Below are 16,137 nucleotides of genomic sequence, written 5' to 3'. Positions count from 1 at the left end.
TGTCCGGGCCCTCGGCGTGCCGCGGCGGCTCAGCGCCAGGGCAGGGGGACCACCTCGACGTCCTGCCCGGCGGCCACGCCGCCCGGCGGGACCACCACGATGACGTCCGCGTGCGCGAGCCCGCGCAGCATGTTCGCGCCGACCCGGTCCCGCGGGGAGACCGCCCCGTCCCGGAGGTAGCCGGGCACCAGGGCGGTGACCTTCTGGCCCGGCAGCTCCTCGGCCGCGGGCAGGGTGCGCGTGGCCGGGGGCTGGTCGCCGTGCAGCTTGGCCAGCAGGGGCTCGGCCACCGTGAAGATGCTGGTCATCGCGGCCAGCGGATTGCCCGGCAGGCCCACGACGAAGGGGCCGTCCTCGGGCAGCCGCGCCAGGAACGTGGGGTGGCCCGGGCGCTGGGCGAGGCCGTCGAGCAGGAAGACCGCACCGAGCTCCAGGAGCGCCGAGCGGACGTGGTCGGCGTCGGAGTGCCCGGTCCCCCCGGTGGTGATGACCACCTCGGTGCGGGCGTCCAGCACCGACGCCATGCCGGAGGGCGCCTCGGTCAGGGCGGAGAGCATCGCCTTGGCGGTGTCCTCGACGCGCCGGAGCTGGTCCACGGACCCGCCCAGCATCTCCACGAACGTGGGCAGCTGGGGGCCGAAGGCGTCCCGCACCTGGCCGGGCTCGGGGATCCCGTCCTCGACGACCTCGCTGCCGGTGAGCAGGATGGTCACGCGCGGACGGCGGCGGACCGGGAGCATGTCGTGGCCGCTGACGGCGGCGAAGGCGATGTGCGCCGGGTTGAGCAGGCACTGGGCGTGCAGGATGACGTCCCCGGCCGCCACCTCCTCGCCCGTGCGGCGGATGTTCTGCCCGTAGGGGATGTCCTCGGCCGAGGGGGCGTGGGCCGCGATCGTGAGCACGGTCCCCTCCTCGGACAGCTGCGCGTACTCGTCCCGCAGCACGGACCGGGCCCCGGCCGGGACGAGTCCGCCGGTGACGATGCGGGTGGCCTCTCCCGGCTCCAGGTTGAGCACCGGGCGGTAGAGCTCCTTCGGCGGGATGGTCAGCATCTTGCGGGGGTCCGTCTCCACGGGTTCGGGGAAGACCACCGTCCACGGCTGGGAGCCGGCCACGGCGTAGCCGTCCATGGCGGAGGAGGCGTAGTGCGGGACCGGGATCGGGGCGGTGACGTCCTCGGCCAGGACCTCGCCGAGCGCCTCCCGCAGGGGCAGCCAGTGGCTGGGCAGCGCGGTGGCGATGTCGTAGGAGAACTGCCGAGCCTGGTGCCACTCGGCGTCGTGGATGGCCTCGACCTCCTCCGGGGCGCTCTCGGGCGTGCCGCTGTCGTCCTCGATGACGGGCAGCGCGTGCGTGTAGGGGCTGTTGGTGTCGTGGGGCAGGGGCAGTCCGGACATCAGTTCTCCTCGGGGGTTCGGCGGGCGGCGGGGACGAGGCCGTCGACGGTCTGCAGGGCCCGCTCCAGGACGCGGTGCTCGTCCTCTCCTGCGGCCACCGCGCGGCCCACGTGGTAGCCGAGCAGGTAGGTGGTGGCCGGGACGGCCGGACGCACGGTGCCGTGGGCCACCCGGCCGCTGAGGCCCAGCAGGGCGTCCACGGGGAAGCCGGTGTCGGGCACGTCCAGGGCTCCGCGCACCGTCTCGATCCACCGTTCCAGGATCTCGTTCTCGGCCGGGCTCAGGTCCTTGGGCATGCGCTGCTCCTCCCGGGCGGTGGGCCGCCCGCTCGTGGTCAGGTCAGGTGGTGCCTCTGCACATCGTCCCACGTATCGACGTCCGCGGTGGTGTCCTCGGGCACGGCGACGTCCCGGAGCGGGAGGCCGCGCACGAAGGAGAACACGGACCGGTCCGCGGGATCCTGTCCCGTGTACGCCCGGCGCAGCACGTCGCTGCGGTAGAGGGCGGCGAGGGGCTGGCGGTGGCCGCCGGGCGGGACGCAGACGTAGCCGGCGGCGTCGGGACCGGTCCGGGCGGCCTCCAGCAGGAGGGGCACGGCACCGGCCACGCCGGGCATGTCGCACGCCAGCGTCATGGTCCAGTCCGCGCCGGGCAGGCCCTCGAGGGCGCGCAGCCCGGCGGCGATGCCCGCGGCCGGCCCGGAGAACGGCGGGTCCTCGCGCGTCCGCAGCACGCCCTCGGGAAGGACCGGGTCCGGGGGCCCGACGACGACGACGCCCGCCGCCTCCCGGACCGCGTCCAGTGTCAGCTCCAGGAGGGTGCGTCCCTCCTGCCGGAGCCGGGCCTTGGGCCTGCCGCCCAGGCGGGCGGAGCGGCCGCCGGCCAGGACCACGGCGTGGAAGACCGGGCGCGGGGCGCTCACCCGCTCACCCGCCCGAGAAGGGCGGCAGGACGTCGAGCACCGCGTCGGCCGGGACCAGGGCCTGCGGGTCGGGGCAGGCCACGCCGTCGAGCAGGAAGCTGGACCGGGCCAGCACCTCCGCCAGCGGCGGCCGCCCCGGCAGGGGCTGCGGGTGCCGTGCGACCAGCATCGCCTCGACCTCCCGGCGGGGGAGGGCGGGCCCGTCCAGCGGCACGGTCTCGGCCTCGGTCCCGGCGGCGGCCCGGGCGGCCGCGAAGTAGCGAACCTGCACGCCCCTCAGCCCCCGATCGCGCTCATGGAGCGGTCCGGCTGGACGTAGTCGGCGGAGTCCAGACCCACGTGGTCCATGCCGTGGGCGCGCGGCTTGAGCCACATCGCGGCCCGCCAGCGGTCGGCGAGCTCGGCGTCGGTCGCGCCGTCGCGCAACAGCGGCAGCAGGTCGACCTCCTCGTGCGAGAACAGGCAGCTGCGCACCTTGCCCTCGGCGGTGATCCTGGTCCGCTTGCAGTCGGCGCAGAACGGCTCCGTCACGGACGCGATCACGCCCACGGTGCCCAGCGGCTCGTCCTGGGCGGCGGCGGTCGCGGGGCGCACGTCCCACAGCTCGGCCGGGGCGCCGTCGCGCCGCGCCGGGTGCGGGGACAGCCGGAACCGCCGGGAGAGCCGGTCGCGGATCTCGGCGGCGGTGACCATGTCCGCCCGGGTCCAGCCGTGGTCGGCGTCCAGGGGCATCTGCTCGATGAACCGCAGGGCGAAGCCGCGCGCCAGCGACCACGCCAGCAGATCCGGGGCCTCGTGGTCGTTGACCCCGCGCATCAGCACGGCGTTGATCTTCACCGGGGCCAGTCCGGCCGCGGCGGCCGCCTCGGCCCCGGCGAGGACGTCGGCGAGGCGGTCGCGGCGGGCGAGCAGCCGGAAGGTCTCGGCGCACAGGCTGTCCAGGGAGATGTTGACCCGGGTCAGTCCCGCCTCGGCCAGGGCCTGGGCGCGTCCGGCCAGGCCGATGCCGTTCGTGGTCAGGGACACCGGCAGCCCCGGGTGCGCCGCCCGCACGCCGGCCACGATCTCCTCGAGGTCGCGGCGCACCAGGGGTTCCCCGCCGGTCAGGCGCAGCTCGGCGATCCCGAGCTCGGTCACGCCCACGCCGACGAGCCGGGCGATCTCGCCCGCGGTCATCAGCTGCGCGGCGGGCAGCCAGGGGAGGCCGTCGGCGGGCATGCAGTAGGTGCAGCGCAGATTGCACTTGTCGATCACCGACAGCCGCATGTCGGTGGCGCGGCGGCCGTGGCGGTCCACGAGCCCCGCCTCCCGCGGCGCGCCGCTCGGCGCCGGTCCGGCACTGCGGATCTGCGGAAGTCCCAGGGAAACGCTCATGTCACCGCCTCGGTGGTCCGCCGGCGCGCAGGGTCTGGGCGCGCCGGGATGGTCCGCCCAGTGTAATCAGTCCGCAGCATGCCGAGAACGCCCCGCGCTCCGCGCCGCGTCATCCGGCTCCGGTGGGGCCTGGGCGTCCAGCTGCGCGAGGGCGTCCGTCCACCGGGCCTCCCGCTCGGCGGACGACTGCTCCCACCACGGCGTGCCGCGCTCACCCAGGCCCAGCTTCGCGAGCCCCACCCGGTCCCGCACGGCCCGCAGCTCCTCCTCCGTGCCGTGCCGCCGCACCGTGCGGACGGCCGCGCGGGCCCGGCCCAGGTGCGACCGCAACCGGGCCGCGACCTCCGGCGGCAGCGCGGGATCCTGCCGGCGCCACCGCCGGCCGTCCACCACGATCCACCGGCCGTCCGGCGTGTGCTCCACGTCCCGTCGCGTCATGGCTCCGATCCTGCCAGGACGGGCCCGGCCCGGCACCTACGCTGTGGAGATGAGCAGGCACGCGCAGCACCCGGTCCGCAGCGTCGACGAGCACCGCCGTGCGGTCGCGGACGCCCTGCGCGGCCTCCGGGCCCGGACGGAGACCGTCCCCCTGGCGGCCGCGCCGGGCCGGGTCCTGGCCGCGGACCTCGTGGCGCCCCTGAGCCTGCAGCCCTTCGACAACTCCCAGATGGACGGCTTCGCGATCCGCGCCGCCGACAGCCGGGCGGCGCCGGGCGAGGACGGGCGCACGCCGTTCGTCGTCGTCGCCCCCGTGCCCGCCGGCCACGTCCCCGGTCCGCTGGCTCCCGGGGAGGCGGCCCCCGTCATGACCGGCGCGCCGCTGCCCCCCGGTGCGGACGCGGTCGTGCCCGTCGAGGAGTCGATGCCGGGGGGCTTCCCTGCGCCGGGGACGCTCCTGCGGCTCCCGGCGGGCCAGCCGGCCGGGCGGTTCGTCCGCAGGGCGGGGGAGGACGTCGCCGAGGGGGACACGGCGCTGGCCGCGGGGCAGCGGCTCACGCCGGCCCGGATCGGGCTCGCCGCCGCCCTGGGGCGCGCGGAGCTGACCGTGCGCGCCCGCCCCCGGGCCGTGCTCTACACGACGGGCGACGAGGTCGTGCCGCCCGGTGCCGCGCGCGGCCCCGCCCAGATCTTCGACGCCAACGCGGCGATCCTGCGCGCCCAGCTCGCGGAGGCGGGCGTGGAGGTGATCGGCGCCCGCCTGGTCTCCGACGACGCCGAAGCCTTCGCGGTGCGCCTGGCCGAGGACACGGCGCGGCGGCCCGACTTCTTCGTCTCCTCCGGCGGGGTCAGCGAGGGCGCCTACGAGGTCGTGCGGCAGGTGCTGGAGCCCCACGGCGAGTTCGTGCACGTCGCGATGCAGCCCGGCGGGCCGCAGGGTCTCGCGACGCCCGGCGGCGTGCCCTTCGTCTGCCTGCCCGGCAACCCGGTCAGCACCCTCGTGTCCTTCGAGATGTTCCTCCGCCCCGCCCTGACCGAGATCGTGGGGGCCCCGGCCCCGCGGGCCCGCGCCACGGGGCCCCTGGCGGAGGCCGTCCGGCCCCTGCCCGGGCGGACCCAGGTGCGCCGTGCCGTCTGGGACGGTGCCACGGTGCGGATGACGGGCGGGCCGGGCTCCCACCTGCTGGCCGCGGCCGCCCGGGCCAACGCCCTCGTCCTCGTGCCGGCGGGCGGGGCCGAGCTTCCGGCGGGAACCCCGGTGGAGCTGCTGCTCCTGGACTGATCCGCTGCGGGCCCGGTCCGCCGCAGGGCGAGGCGGCGCCGGCCGGTCCCGAGCTCGCCGCGGCGGTGCCGCCGCCGCTCGTTAGACTGGTCCGCGCCCCCGACCGGACGATCGCACAGAACAGGTCCCCATGACGTCCCTGCTCGCCCCGCTGCTCCTCGCCGCCACCGCCGTGATCCAGGCGCTCGGCCGCTACGAGTACCACCAGAACGGCATCACCGTGGTGGGCCAGATGCTCTTCCCGATCTTCTTCGCCGTCCTGGCGATCTTCCTCGCCCGCCGCGGCGAGCGGGGCGCCTACGGCACCGCGCACCTCGGGCTGCTCGTGGTCGGCGCCGTCCTGTTCGTCCTCACCCTGGTCGGCCGGAACGGCACCGTCCCCCAGCTCTACCCCTCCGTGTGGATCTACTACGCGGCGTTCGCGCTGCTGGCGGTCCAGGCCGCGCTGCGCATCGCGGGGACCCCCGGGCGCCGGCGCGGGGACACCCCGGCCGAGGACCCCGCCCCGCGGGGCTGAGCCGCTACGGGGCGGCCGCGACTCCGCCGACGCGCTCGAGCACCAGTCCCGCCAGCTCCTCGGCCCGGGTCTCGGGCAGCCAGTGGCCGGCGTCCAGCTCCACGAACCGGTAGGGCCCCCGCACCTGCTCCGCCGTCAGCTCCGCGGCCCGCCGGCCCAGGGCGAGGTCCCGGTTGCCCCACGCGTACGTGGTCGGCACGTCGACCGGACCGGTGCGCAGCCGCGACAGCGGCAGGGCGCGGTACCAGTTCAGGGCCCCTGTGAGCGCGCCGGGTTCCCGCATCCGCGCCGCGTAGCGGGCCGCCTCCGCGGCGGGCAGGCCGGAACGGCGCAGGAGGTCCTCGAGGCGCGGTCCGAGCAGCGCCTCCGGGAGGAGGGGCAGCTGGAAGGCCCCGACGTAGGCCGAGCGCAGCGCCTGCGGCGAGCGCGTCAGGGAGCGTGCCAGGGCCCGGGGGTGCGGGACCGAGGCCACCGTCAGGGACGCCGTCCGCTCCGGCCGGTGGGCGGCGAGGGCCCACGCCACGATCCCGCCCCAGTCGTGGCCGACGACGTGCGCCCGGTCCAGTCCGGCGGCGTCCAGCAGCGCCACGGCGTCCTGGACGAGCAGCTCGAGCCGGTAGGCGCGGCGGCCCCGCGGCCGTGCCCCGGGGGCGCAGCCCCGCTGGTCGGGCACGAGCGTGCGCAGCCCCGCGCGCTGCAGCACGGGCGCGACCCGGGTCCAGCACGTGCCGTCCTGCGGGAAGCCGTGCAGCAGTAGCACGGGCTCCCCGTCCGGGGGCCCGTCGTCGCGCACGTCGAGGTGGAGGCCGCCGGGTGGGCGGCAGGTCGGCCGGTCCGACCCCTCGGGACGGCCGGACCCTCCGGGTCGCCGCGTCGGCCCGGCACTCACTCGTCGGGGGCGCGCCGCGCCCCCGACAGCGGGGTGCGCCACACGCCCGGGTCCGCGACGGGGAACCGGCGGCCGGTCACCGAGCCTGGGATGACACGGACGAAGACGCCCTTCTGGCCCGTCTGCCACGGGAACAACGGCAGGTCCACGGTGTCCATCAGCTCCTGGACCTGCTGGATACGCTCGGCGCGGCCCTTGACCACCACGCTCCACGCCTTCGCGGAGGACTCGTCGTACCCGTCGATCTCCACCGCCACGGGGACGTCGGTCAGCGCGCCCGCGATCTTCGTCCCCTCGGCCGAGCGGAAGACGAGCGTGCCGTGGTCCACCACGAAGTTGATCGGGAAGATGTCCGGGTGGTCCTCCACCCACACGGCGAGGCGGCCCACACCCGCGTCCCGCAGCAGTTCCCAGCAGCTGTTGACCGCCAGCTCCTCCACGTCGTTGCCGTGCGTGTCCGTCATCGTGTCCTCCGTCGTCGTCGCTGTCCCGGTCTGCTGCCGCGTCCTGGTCCTCGTTCTGCGCCTCGTTCTGTTCCGGGGGCGTCCACGGCCCCCGTCACTCGAAGTCGGCGAGCCAGAGGTCCGGGCCGAACACCTCGTACTGGATGTCCCGGGCCGGGACGCCGCGGGCGATGAGCGCGCTGCGCACGGCCTGCATGAACGGGAGCGGGCCGCACAGGTAGTACTGGGCGTCGTTCGGGAGGTCCATCGCGCGGAGGTCCATGAACCCCTCGCGCTCGTCGCCGCTCCTCTGCCCGGTCCCCGCGGGCTGCTCGAACCACGCCGTCAGGGACCCGTCCTGCAGGGCGCCGAGGTCCTCCTCGATCTGCCCGCGCAGCGCGAACGTCTCCGGGGAGGTGTCCGCGTGGAAGAACCGCACCGTGCGCTGCGAGCCGTCCTTCACCAGGTGCGAGAGCATGCCGGCCATGGGGGTGACGCCGATGCCGGCGCTGGCCAGGACCAGGGGCCGGTCGCTGTACTCCAGGACCACGTCGCCGGAGGGCACCGACAGCACGACCTCGTCGCCCACCTGCACCTGGTCGTGCAGGAGGGTGGACATCTCGCCGGCCGGAGTGCCGTTGCCGCGCACCCGCTTGACCGCGAAGCGCCGGTGGTGGCCGTCGTCGGCGCGGGTCAGGCTGTACTGCCGGGGCTGCTGCACCCCGTCGGGCATCTCCATCTTCAGCGTCACGTACTGCCCCGGCAGGGACCGCTTCACCTCGCGCTCGTCGACGCGCTCCACCACGAAGGTGACGACGTCCTCGGTCTCGGGGATCTTCTCGACCACCCGCCAGGTCCGCCAGACGGTCTCGGGGGAGAGCCGGACCGCGTCGTAGAGGCCCCGCTCCTGGTTGATGAGCATGTTGGCCATCAGCCAGTAGACCTCGTCCCAGGCCGCGGCGACCTCCGGGGTCACGGCGTCGCCCAGGACGTCCACGATGGCCCACATGAGGTTGTCGTGCACGATCTGGTACTGGTCCGGGTGCAGTCCCAGGGAGACGTGCTTGTGCGCGATGCGGGAGAGCAGGTGGTCCGGGAGCTCGGTGGGCTTGTTCACCAGGTAGCCGGCGAAGGCGGCCACGGAACCGGCCAGCGCCTGCTGCTGCCGGCCGTCGGCCTGGTTGCCGCGGTTGAACAGCCCGTCCAGCAGCTCGGGGTGCTCCCCGAACATGTGCGCGTAGAAGCGCTGGGCGATCTCCTGGATGTTCTCCCCGACCACGGGGAGCGTGGCCTTGACAACGGGGTACGAGGTGTCCGACAGCACGGTGGGCTCCTTCAGGGGCACCGACGTCGTCGACGGCGCTCTGGTCGCGTTCCGTCAAGCTAGCACCGCACCGGACGCCGTACCAGGACATGACACGGCGGTGCCCGGTCCCGTCGTGGGCCAGAATGGGAGGGACGCACCGACCGGCAGAGGCGAAGGGGACCGGAACGACATGACCGATCAGGAGCAGGGCCTCACCCACGTGCGCGCGGACGGGTCCGCGCACATGGTGGACGTCTCGGGAAAGGCCGTCACCACCCGCGAGGCCACCGCGACGGCCACGCTGCGCACCCGCCCCGACGTCGTCGAGCAGGTCTTCGCCGCGGACCTCCCCAAGGGGGACGCCCTGCCGGTGGCCCGGGTCGCGGGGATCATGGCGGCCAAGAAGACCCCGGAGCTCGTCCCGCTGTGCCACCCCCTGCCGATCAGCAAGGTGACCGTGGACTTCGACCGGCTGGCGGACGGCGTGCGGATCAGCGCGACGGTGCGGACCCGCGGGGTGACGGGCGTGGAGATGGAGGCGCTGACCGCGGCGACGGTGGCCGCGCTGACGCTCTACGACATGATCAAGGCCGTGGACAAGCTCGCGGAGATCGACCGGGTCAGGGTGCTCGCGAAGTCCGGCGGCAAGTCCGGGGACTGGGTGCGGACCGGCGGGGACTCCGCATGAGGAGCGCCGCCGTCGTCGTCGCCTCCACCCGCGCCGCCGCCGGGGCCTACCAGGACCGGAGCGGGCGGATCGCCGCCGACTGGTTCGGCTCCCACGGCTTCGCGGTCGAGGGCCCCTTCGTGGTGGCCGACGGCGAGGACGTCCGCGCCGAGCTCGAGCGGCTGCTCGTGGCCCGCGCCCCCGAGGACCGTCCCCGGGTGGTCGTGACCAGCGGCGGGACCGGCCTCGCCCCGGACGACCTCACCCCCGAGGTCACCCGGCCCTTCCTGGACCGGGAGCTGCCCGGCGTCATGGAGGCCCTGTGGGCGGAGGGCCGCCGGAGCACGCCGCTGGCGGTCCTCAGCCGCGGGCACGCCGGGGTCAGCGGCTCCACCTTCGTGGTCAACCTCCCCGGCTCCACCGGAGGGGTGCGGGACGGGCTGACGGTGCTCGAACCGCTCCTCGACCACGTCTGCGACCAGCTCGAGGGCAGGCGCGACCGCGGGCACGACGCCCACCACGACCACCGATCGCACGAGGAGACCGACCGTTGAGCACCCCCGGACCCATCCAGGCCGACACGGCCGTCGTCGCCGCGTTCGTGACGGTCGAACCGCTGGACCACGGGCAGGCCGTCGCGGCCGTGCAGGACGAGCGCACCGGCGCCGTGGTCTCCTTCAGCGGCGTCATCCGCGACCACGACGGCGGCCGCGCCGTCACCAGCCTCGACTACACCTGCCACCCCGGCGCGGACCGGGCCATCCAGGACGTTGCCCGCCGGGTCGCCGAGGAGTTCCCCGGGGTGCGCATCTGGGCCGCCCACCGGATCGGCCACCTGCGGGTCGGGGACTCCGCCCTGGAGGCCGCCGTGGCCTCCGCCCACCGCAAGCTCGCGTTCGCCGCCTGCGACGCGCTCGTGGACCGGATCAAGACCGAGGTGCCCATCTGGAAGGAGCAGCTGTTCGCGGACGGCTCCACCGAGTGGGTCGGACTGGACGCCTGAACGCCGTGGACCTGCCCCCGCTCGTCGACCCCGCCCCGGCGCTCACCGACGCCGAGCTGCGCCGCTACGCCCGTCACCTGACCGTCCCCGAGATCGGCGAGGTGGGCCAGCGCCGGCTCAAGAACGCCCGGGTGCTGTGCGTGGGCGCGGGCGGCCTCGGCTCCCCGGCCCTGCTCTACCTCGCCGCCGCGGGCGTCGGGACCCTCGGGATCGTCGACGACGACGTCGTGGAGACCTCCAACTTGCAGCGCCAGGTGATCCACGGCGGGACCACGCTGGGCGCGGCCAAGACCGCCTCGGCCGCCGCACGGATCGCCGACCTCAACCCGCTGGTGCGCGTCGTGGAGCACCGCGAGCGGCTCACGGCGGCCACCGCGGAGGACGTCCTGGCCGGCTACCACCTCGTCCTCGACGGCACGGACAACTTCGAGACCCGGTACCTCGTCTCCGACGCGTGCGAGCTGGCCGGTCTCCCGCACGTGTGGGGCTCGATCCTGCGCTTCGACGGCCAGTACTCGGTGTTCTGGGGCGCGCACGGGCCCACCTACCGCGACCTCTACCCCGTGCCCCCGGCGCCGGGCACGGTGCCCAACTGCGCCGAGGCCGGGGTGCTCGGCGTGCTGCCGGGCCTGCTGGGCACGGCCATGGCGGTCGAGGCCGTCAAGCTGGTCACCGGGATCGGCACCACGATGCTCGGCCGGGTCGCCACCTACGACGCCCTCTCGGCGCGCTGGTGGGAGATCCCGCTCGCGCCCACGCCGGGCCGCGCTCCCGCCACGTCCCTCGCCGCGGCCGAGGACGGCGCCCCCGCCTGCCCGGCGCCCGGCCCCGCCCCGCTGCCCGAGGACGTCCCGACCGTCACGGCTCCCGAGCTCGCGGCGCTGCTGGCGGCGCGGGAGCGCGGCGCGGCGGACTTCGAGCTCGTCGACGTCCGGGAGCCCTACGAGGCCCGGCTCGCGGCGATCCCCGGCGCGCGGCTGGTCCCGCTGGGGCAGTTCGAGTCCGGGGAGGCCCTCGCGGGGATCGACCCGGACCGCCGGGTGCTGCTGCACTGCAAGGCCGGGGCACGCTCCGAGCGAGCCCTGCGGCTCCTGGTGGCCTCGGGGCACCCCGACGTCGCGCACCTCCAGGGCGGGGTGTTGGCGTGGATCGAGCAGGTGGACCCGTCCCAGCGGCCCTACTGACCGGGCGGCGGGACCCCTGCCGCGCTGCCCCCGCACTACGCGGGGAGCGGACAGCCCTGGCCACGGGTCGGCCCCGTCTGCCTACGGTGGGGCCGTACCGTTGACGACGAGAGGATTCCACGTGTCCGAGAACAGCATCTCCGCCAGCCGCACCATCGACGCCCCGGCCGACGCCATCTTCGACGTCCTGAGCCTGCCCTCGCGCCACCAGCAGATCGACGGCTCCGGCACCGTCGTCTCCGGCGACGACCAGCGCATCCAGGAGGTCGGCCAGGTGTTCGTGATGAACATGAACGGCGAGCACATGGGCGGCGACTACGTCATGGAGAACACCGTCTCCGGCTACGACGAGAACAAACTCCTCGCCTGGAAGCCCAAGCCGCAGGGCGCGGAGCTGGAGGGCTGGGAGTGGATCTGGGCGCTCGAGCCCCAGGGCCCCGGCGCCACGCTGGTCACCGAGACGTACTCCTGGGAGCACGCGACCCCGGAGGCCCTGAAGGCCGTGTCCTTCCCGCTCTTCCAGGAGGGCGCCCTGGAGCACTCCCTCGAGCGGCTCTCGGCGGCGGTCTCCGAGAAGTGAGCGCCTGAGCCGCCGTGGCAGCACGGACGGAGGCCGATGCCGGATCGACCCACAGGATCTCCCACTGGTGGCCGTCGGGGTCCCGGAAGCAGCGCGAGCGCAGGAAGCCGTAGTCCTGGGCGTCCCCCTCGGTCCCGCCGGCGCGGACGGCGCGGTCCACGATGGTGTCGATCTCGTCGGGGGAGTCGACGCTGAGCGCGTTGACGACCGAGGCGTCGGCCGGGGTGCCGGGCGTTCCCGGGCCCACCAGGCGCAGGTGGCGGTCCTCGCTCAGGACCATGACGTGCTCGTCCTCGCGGATCTCGACGGTCCCGGCGCCGCTGCCCTCGAACGCGGGGTGCAGGCGCCAGCCCAGACAGGAGTAGAACCGCTTCGACCGCTCCAGGTCCGAGACGGGAAGGGTGATGAATTCTGTCGGTGCCATGACGTTCCCTTCTTGGTGCGGCAGGACCCGCCTTCAGCATGGCCCCCGGCCAGTGGGGGCGCAACGGTGTGACAGGCGCCTCGCCCGCATGTCAGGGCGGCATCGGAAAGGCATCGGAATGGGTGGGCGCCCTCCGGGGTTGGAACGGGCATGCAGGTCATCGGAGTCGAGTCGTTCGGAGGACCCGAGGTCCTCGCCGTCCACGAGGTGCCGGACCCCCGCCCCGGGCCCGGGGAGGTGCGGATCCGGGTCAGGGCGGCCGCCGTCAGCCCCACGGACACCGTGTTGCGCGCCGGCGGTCAGCCGCTGGAGCACCTGCGGCCGCCGTACGTGCCGGGGATGGACGCGGCCGGGATCATCGACGAGGTCGGGCAGGGCAGCGCCTGGCACGTGGGGGAGGCGGTCATGGCCATCGCCCTGCCGCGCGGGGAGCACGGGGGCGCCTACGCGGAGTTCCTGGTCGCCCCGGACGACTCGATCGCCCGCCTCCCGGCGGGCACGGACTTCGCCACCGCCTCCACGCTGCCCATGAACGGGCTCACCGCCCTGCAGATCCTCGAGGTGCTGGACCTGCAGCCCGAGCAGACCCTGGCCGTCACCGGGGCCGCGGGGACCCTGGGCAACTATGTGGTGGAGCTGGCCAAGCACGAGGGCCTGACCGTCGTGGCCGATGCGTCGGACCAGGACCTGGAGCTCGTGGAGAGCCTGGGCGCCGACCACGTGGTCGCCCGCGGCGACGACGTCGCGGAGCGGATCCGCGAGTTCTTCCCCGACGGGGTCGACGCCCTCGTGGACGCTGCCGTGCTCCACGAGAAGGCGGCTCCCGCCGTCCGGGACGGCGGGGGCTTCGCGACCGTGCGGCACTGGACGGGGGACCCGGGCCGCGGGATCAGGGTGCACCGGATCAGCGTGCCCCAGGAGTACCACTCCGGTCAGAAGCTCGACCGGTTGCGCCGGTACGTGGAGGAGGGCGTGCTGTCCCTGCGCGTGGCCGACGTCCTTCCCGCCGCGGACGCCGCCGAGGCGCACCGCCGGCTCGAGGCCGGTGGCGTGCGCGGGCGCCTCGTCCTGGAGCTCTGACGCCCGGGTCCCGGAAGCCCGCTCTCGGAGAGTCGGCTCAGAAGTGGGACCGGTACTGGTGGTCGATCCCGACCTGGTCCACCTTCCGGTGGAAGCGCATCCCGGCCAGACCGCCCAGGACCGCCGCGAGCAGCGGGATCAGGACGGCGACGACCAGGGCGATGATGCCGCCCGTGGTCAGGGTGCCCTCGCCGATCGGGATCCGCGGGAAGCTGTTGAGCTCGCGCAGGACGTTGAACTGCTCGCCCGCCACCGCGCCCAGGACCGCCAGGACGACCGCGACGAGGATCGCCCAGAGCCACACGGCCACCCCCTGCTTGGCGCCGTCGAACCGGGCCATGCGCCCGGCCACGTAGCCCCCGGCGAAGTAGGCGACGAAGAGGACCAGGGCGAGGGCGATCCCGCTGACCACGCCCACGGTGCCGGCGTCCTGGGCCACCTGCTCCGCGATCTCGCGCGGATCGGTGCTGGTCGCCACCCCCACGCCCGCGCCGATCGCGCCGAGCAGGGCGGTGAGCAGCACGGCGATGCCCGTGGCGGTCATCCAGCCGAAGAACGCGGAGCCGAACTTCATGCCCCCGAACTCCCGCTTCTCCGCCGCGACCACCTCCTGCCGGCGGCCCCGCGGGGTGGATGAGCCCGGGCGGTCCGTTCCGGCCCCCCGGGGCCCCTCCGGAGCGGTCGATCCTGACGGGTCCTGGGGTGCCATGACTCTCTCCTCACGTCCGGCCATCAGCGTGCTCCACATGCTCCTCCCGTCGGTGGCGGTCCGCAATGGGGCCGGGCGCCGCCCGGGGGTGTGCTCCACGTCACCGCCGGACATAGGCTGGTGCCCCCGGGCCGCCCCGCACGGCGGTCCGCGCGCTGCTCGGACGGAAGGTCACGACCATGGAACGCACTCCCGACTTCACACCGCGCACGGCCGTGGTGACCGGCTCCGACTCCGGCATCGGGCGGGCCACCGCCGTGGCGCTCGCGGCGGCCGGCCTGGACGTGGGGATCACCTGGCACCAGGACGAGGCCGGCGCCGAGCGGACGGCGGAGGAGGTCCGGTCCTACGACCGCCGGGCCGTGGTGGCGCGCCTGGACACCACGGAGCTGGAGAGCTGCGGTGACGTCGTCGACGGCCTCGTGGAGCGGCTCGGCGGCGTGGACGTGTTCGTGAACAACTCGGGCACGGGGGCGAACGTCCCGTTCCTGGAGACGTCCCTGGCCACGTGGCGCAAGGTGCTGGCCACCGATCTCGACGGCGCGTTCGTGTGCCTCCAGGCGGCGGCGCGGCACATGGTGGCCGCCGGCCGGGGCGGCCGGCTGATCGCCGTCACGAGCGTCCACGAGCACGTGCCGCGGGTGGGCTCGAGCGCCTACGACGCCGCCAAGCACGGTCTCGGCGGGCTCGTGAAGACCATCGCCCTCGAGCTGGGGGAGCACGGGATCACCGCGAACTCGGTGGCCCCCGGGGAGATCGCCACCCCCATGACAGGGCAGGAGGACGAGAACCCGCGGTCCACCCACCGCCCCGGCGTGCCGCTGGGCCGGCCCGGGGACGCCCGCGAGATCGCCTCGGTCATCGCGTTCCTCGCCTCCCCGGCCTCCGCCTACGTCACCGGGGCGTCCTGGGTCGTGGACGGCGGCATGGTGCAGATGGGGCCGCAGGCGGGCTCCCACCTGACGAGCGACGAGTGGCGGAAGGGGTAGCTCCGCCCGCGTCGCAGGACACCACGGTTTCCTCCGAGCCCGGAGCGCCGGGCGCTCGAACGCCCCCGGCGGCCGCCCGTGCGCGGACGGGCCCTCAGGGGTCGAAGTGGGTGGTGGCCGGGCCCTGTCCGACGGTGGTGACCAGTTCCGCGGCCAGGTCGCGCAGCTTGACGTTGCGGTTGCTGGAGGCGGCCCGCAGGATGTCGAAGGCCTGCTCCTGCGTGCAGCGGTTCTGGCCCATGACGATGCCCACGGCCAGGTCGATGGTGGTCCGCGACGCCATGGCCGCCTTCAGGTCCGCCTCGGCGTCCCGGTGCTTCTCCATCCGCAGGGCCAGGAGCAGCGCGGTGGAGGCGGAGGCCACCTCGCGCTGGACGACCTCGATCGTCGCCGGGTCGAACTTGTGGGGGCGGTCCGCGTAGAGGTCCAGGGCCGCGGCGGCCTCGCCGGCGAGCTCCAGGGGCACCCCGAGGGCGGAGAGGACGCCGTTGGCGGCGGCGGCCCTGCCGTACTCGGGCCAGCGGGGGTCGGCACGGGTGTCCGGGACGTGGACCAGCCGGTGCTCGCGGGAGGCCGTCAGGCAGGGGCCGTCACCGTAGTGGTACTGGATCTCGTCCAGCGCCTCGGCCTCGGGGCTGGACGAGGCGACGGTCGACGACCGCTTCGGCCGCAGCAGGGTGACCGCGCACCACACCTCGTCCCCGTGGGTGGACAGGGCCTGGGCGATGGTGGTCGTGAGGGCGTGGAGGAAGGACGTGATGTCCTCGCTCTCGAGCAGCAGCTCGTGCAGCGGTGCCGCGGGCGCGCCGCTCGTCTCGTGCTCCGTCATGGTCTTCCTCCGGTGGTCGCAGCGGGCACGCGGTGCAGGTGCCGTCGGCCCTGGTCGTCGGGGCCTTGGGGTCCTCGGTGTCCTCGGTGTCCTCGGGGTCCTCA

At 74.9% G+C, this 16,137-nt stretch carries 20 protein-coding genes and 1 pseudogene; 9 read left to right on the top strand and 12 right to left on the bottom strand.

What is annotated here, in order from left to right; genetic code table 11:
* Window positions 1-29 precede the first annotated feature (29 nt).
* The 6 genes from ACH9D2_RS08610 to ACH9D2_RS08585 form a co-directional block, all read right to left on the bottom strand.
* Entirely contained in the window at window positions 30-1,397 is a 1,368-nt protein-coding gene (locus ACH9D2_RS08610; RefSeq protein WP_396362428.1) for a molybdopterin-binding protein, read from the bottom strand.
* Complete coding sequence (locus tag ACH9D2_RS08605; RefSeq protein WP_396362427.1) at window positions 1,397-1,693, bottom strand: DUF6457 domain-containing protein; 297 nt, start codon at window positions 1,691-1,693, stop codon at window positions 1,397-1,399. Before ACH9D2_RS08605 ends, ACH9D2_RS08610 begins: the two co-directional genes overlap by 1 nt.
* Window positions 1,694-1,731: 38 nt before the next feature.
* Window positions 1,732-2,319, bottom strand: a complete 588-nt coding sequence (locus tag ACH9D2_RS08600; protein ID WP_396362426.1) for an NTP transferase domain-containing protein — start codon at window positions 2,317-2,319, stop codon at window positions 1,732-1,734.
* Window positions 2,320-2,323: 4 nt separating this feature from the next.
* Window positions 2,324-2,590: a MoaD/ThiS family protein gene (locus ACH9D2_RS08595; RefSeq protein ID WP_396362425.1), complete on the bottom strand. Its 267-nt coding sequence runs from the start codon at window positions 2,588-2,590 to the stop codon at window positions 2,324-2,326.
* A gap of 5 nt (window positions 2,591-2,595) precedes the next feature.
* On the bottom strand, window positions 2,596-3,693 hold the full coding sequence (gene moaA / locus ACH9D2_RS08590) for a GTP 3',8-cyclase MoaA (RefSeq protein WP_396362424.1): 1,098 nt from the start codon (window positions 3,691-3,693) through the stop codon (window positions 2,596-2,598).
* Between the two features lie 66 nt (window positions 3,694-3,759).
* A complete protein-coding gene (locus ACH9D2_RS08585; RefSeq protein ID WP_396362423.1) occupies window positions 3,760-4,131 on the bottom strand; it encodes a biopolymer transporter Tol in 372 nt (123 codons plus the stop codon).
* Window positions 4,132-4,180: 49 nt separating this feature from the next.
* Between ACH9D2_RS08585 and ACH9D2_RS08580 the strand changes: the two genes are divergently transcribed.
* Window positions 4,181-5,413 (top strand): molybdopterin molybdotransferase MoeA, encoded by a 1,233-nt coding sequence (locus tag ACH9D2_RS08580; protein ID WP_396362422.1) that lies wholly within the window; start codon window positions 4,181-4,183, stop codon window positions 5,411-5,413.
* 130 nt (window positions 5,414-5,543) lie between these two features.
* Entirely contained in the window at window positions 5,544-5,930 is a 387-nt protein-coding gene (locus ACH9D2_RS08575; RefSeq protein ID WP_396362421.1) for a hypothetical protein, read from the top strand.
* A 4-nt stretch (window positions 5,931-5,934) separates the two neighbouring features.
* On the opposite strand, the gene ACH9D2_RS08570 is transcribed toward ACH9D2_RS08575, so the two are convergent.
* From ACH9D2_RS08570 to ACH9D2_RS08560, 3 genes are all read right to left on the bottom strand, one after another.
* Window positions 5,935-6,690 carry an alpha/beta fold hydrolase gene (locus tag ACH9D2_RS08570; protein WP_396362420.1) on the bottom strand — a complete coding sequence of 252 codons (756 nt, stop codon included), beginning with the start codon at window positions 6,688-6,690 and terminating at the stop codon, window positions 5,935-5,937.
* A gap of 125 nt (window positions 6,691-6,815) precedes the next feature.
* Window positions 6,816-7,283 (bottom strand): pyridoxamine 5'-phosphate oxidase family protein, encoded by a 468-nt coding sequence (locus tag ACH9D2_RS08565; protein WP_396362419.1) that lies wholly within the window; start codon window positions 7,281-7,283, stop codon window positions 6,816-6,818.
* 94 nt (window positions 7,284-7,377) lie between these two features.
* On the bottom strand, window positions 7,378-8,586 hold the full coding sequence (locus ACH9D2_RS08560; protein ID WP_396362417.1) for a globin domain-containing protein: 1,209 nt from the start codon (window positions 8,584-8,586) through the stop codon (window positions 7,378-7,380).
* A gap of 172 nt (window positions 8,587-8,758) precedes the next feature.
* On the opposite strand from ACH9D2_RS08560, the gene moaC reads away from it, so the two are divergent.
* The 5 genes from moaC (at window position 8,759) to ACH9D2_RS08535 (ending at window position 12,002) form a co-directional block, all read left to right on the top strand.
* Window positions 8,759-9,256 (top strand): cyclic pyranopterin monophosphate synthase MoaC, encoded by a 498-nt coding sequence (gene moaC, locus ACH9D2_RS08555; protein WP_396362416.1) that lies wholly within the window; start codon window positions 8,759-8,761, stop codon window positions 9,254-9,256.
* Window positions 9,253-9,789, top strand: a complete 537-nt coding sequence (locus ACH9D2_RS08550; RefSeq protein WP_396362415.1) for a molybdopterin-binding protein — start codon at window positions 9,253-9,255, stop codon at window positions 9,787-9,789. The genes moaC and ACH9D2_RS08550 overlap by 4 nt, the downstream gene beginning before the upstream one ends.
* The gene (locus ACH9D2_RS08545) at window positions 9,786-10,238 is read left to right on the top strand and encodes a molybdenum cofactor biosynthesis protein MoaE (protein ID WP_396362414.1); all 453 of its coding nucleotides are present in this window, start codon (window positions 9,786-9,788) and stop codon (window positions 10,236-10,238) included. The genes ACH9D2_RS08550 and ACH9D2_RS08545 overlap by 4 nt, the downstream gene beginning before the upstream one ends.
* A 5-nt stretch (window positions 10,239-10,243) precedes the next feature.
* Window positions 10,244-11,422 (top strand): molybdopterin-synthase adenylyltransferase MoeB, encoded by a 1,179-nt coding sequence (moeB, locus tag ACH9D2_RS08540; protein WP_396362413.1) that lies wholly within the window; start codon window positions 10,244-10,246, stop codon window positions 11,420-11,422.
* A 121-nt stretch (window positions 11,423-11,543) separates the two neighbouring features.
* Window positions 11,544-12,002, top strand: a complete 459-nt coding sequence (locus tag ACH9D2_RS08535) for an SRPBCC family protein (RefSeq protein WP_396362412.1) — start codon at window positions 11,544-11,546, stop codon at window positions 12,000-12,002.
* A 67-nt stretch (window positions 12,003-12,069) separates the two neighbouring features.
* On the opposite strand, the pseudogene ACH9D2_RS08530 reads toward ACH9D2_RS08535, so the two are convergent.
* Window positions 12,070-12,426: pseudogene (locus tag ACH9D2_RS08530) on the bottom strand (VOC family protein); the annotation flags it as partial.
* 150 nt (window positions 12,427-12,576) lie between these two features.
* On the opposite strand from ACH9D2_RS08530, the gene ACH9D2_RS08525 reads away from it, so the two are divergent.
* Window positions 12,577-13,506: an alcohol dehydrogenase catalytic domain-containing protein gene (locus ACH9D2_RS08525; RefSeq protein WP_396362411.1), complete on the top strand. Its 930-nt coding sequence runs from the start codon at window positions 12,577-12,579 to the stop codon at window positions 13,504-13,506.
* Between the two features lie 37 nt (window positions 13,507-13,543).
* On the opposite strand, the gene ACH9D2_RS08520 is transcribed toward ACH9D2_RS08525, so the two are convergent.
* Complete coding sequence (locus tag ACH9D2_RS08520) at window positions 13,544-14,215, bottom strand: hypothetical protein (RefSeq protein WP_396362410.1); 672 nt, start codon at window positions 14,213-14,215, stop codon at window positions 13,544-13,546.
* 179 nt (window positions 14,216-14,394) lie between these two features.
* Between ACH9D2_RS08520 and ACH9D2_RS08515 the strand changes: the two genes are divergently transcribed.
* Window positions 14,395-15,204, top strand: a complete 810-nt coding sequence (locus ACH9D2_RS08515) for an SDR family oxidoreductase (RefSeq protein WP_396362409.1) — start codon at window positions 14,395-14,397, stop codon at window positions 15,202-15,204.
* Between the two features lie 94 nt (window positions 15,205-15,298).
* Here ACH9D2_RS08515 and ACH9D2_RS08510 read toward each other — a convergent pair whose 3' ends face one another.
* A complete protein-coding gene (locus ACH9D2_RS08510; RefSeq protein WP_396362407.1) occupies window positions 15,299-16,033 on the bottom strand; it encodes a GAF and ANTAR domain-containing protein in 735 nt (244 codons plus the stop codon).
* Window positions 16,034-16,137 lie beyond the last annotated feature (104 nt).

This window comes from Kocuria rhizosphaericola, assembly GCF_044462205.1.
In the GTDB taxonomy this organism is placed as follows: Bacteria; Actinomycetota; Actinomycetes; order Actinomycetales; family Micrococcaceae; genus Kocuria; species Kocuria rhizosphaericola.
The sequence above is the reverse complement of the archived record's forward strand: the minus strand, read 5'-3'. Positions and strand labels throughout refer to the sequence as shown.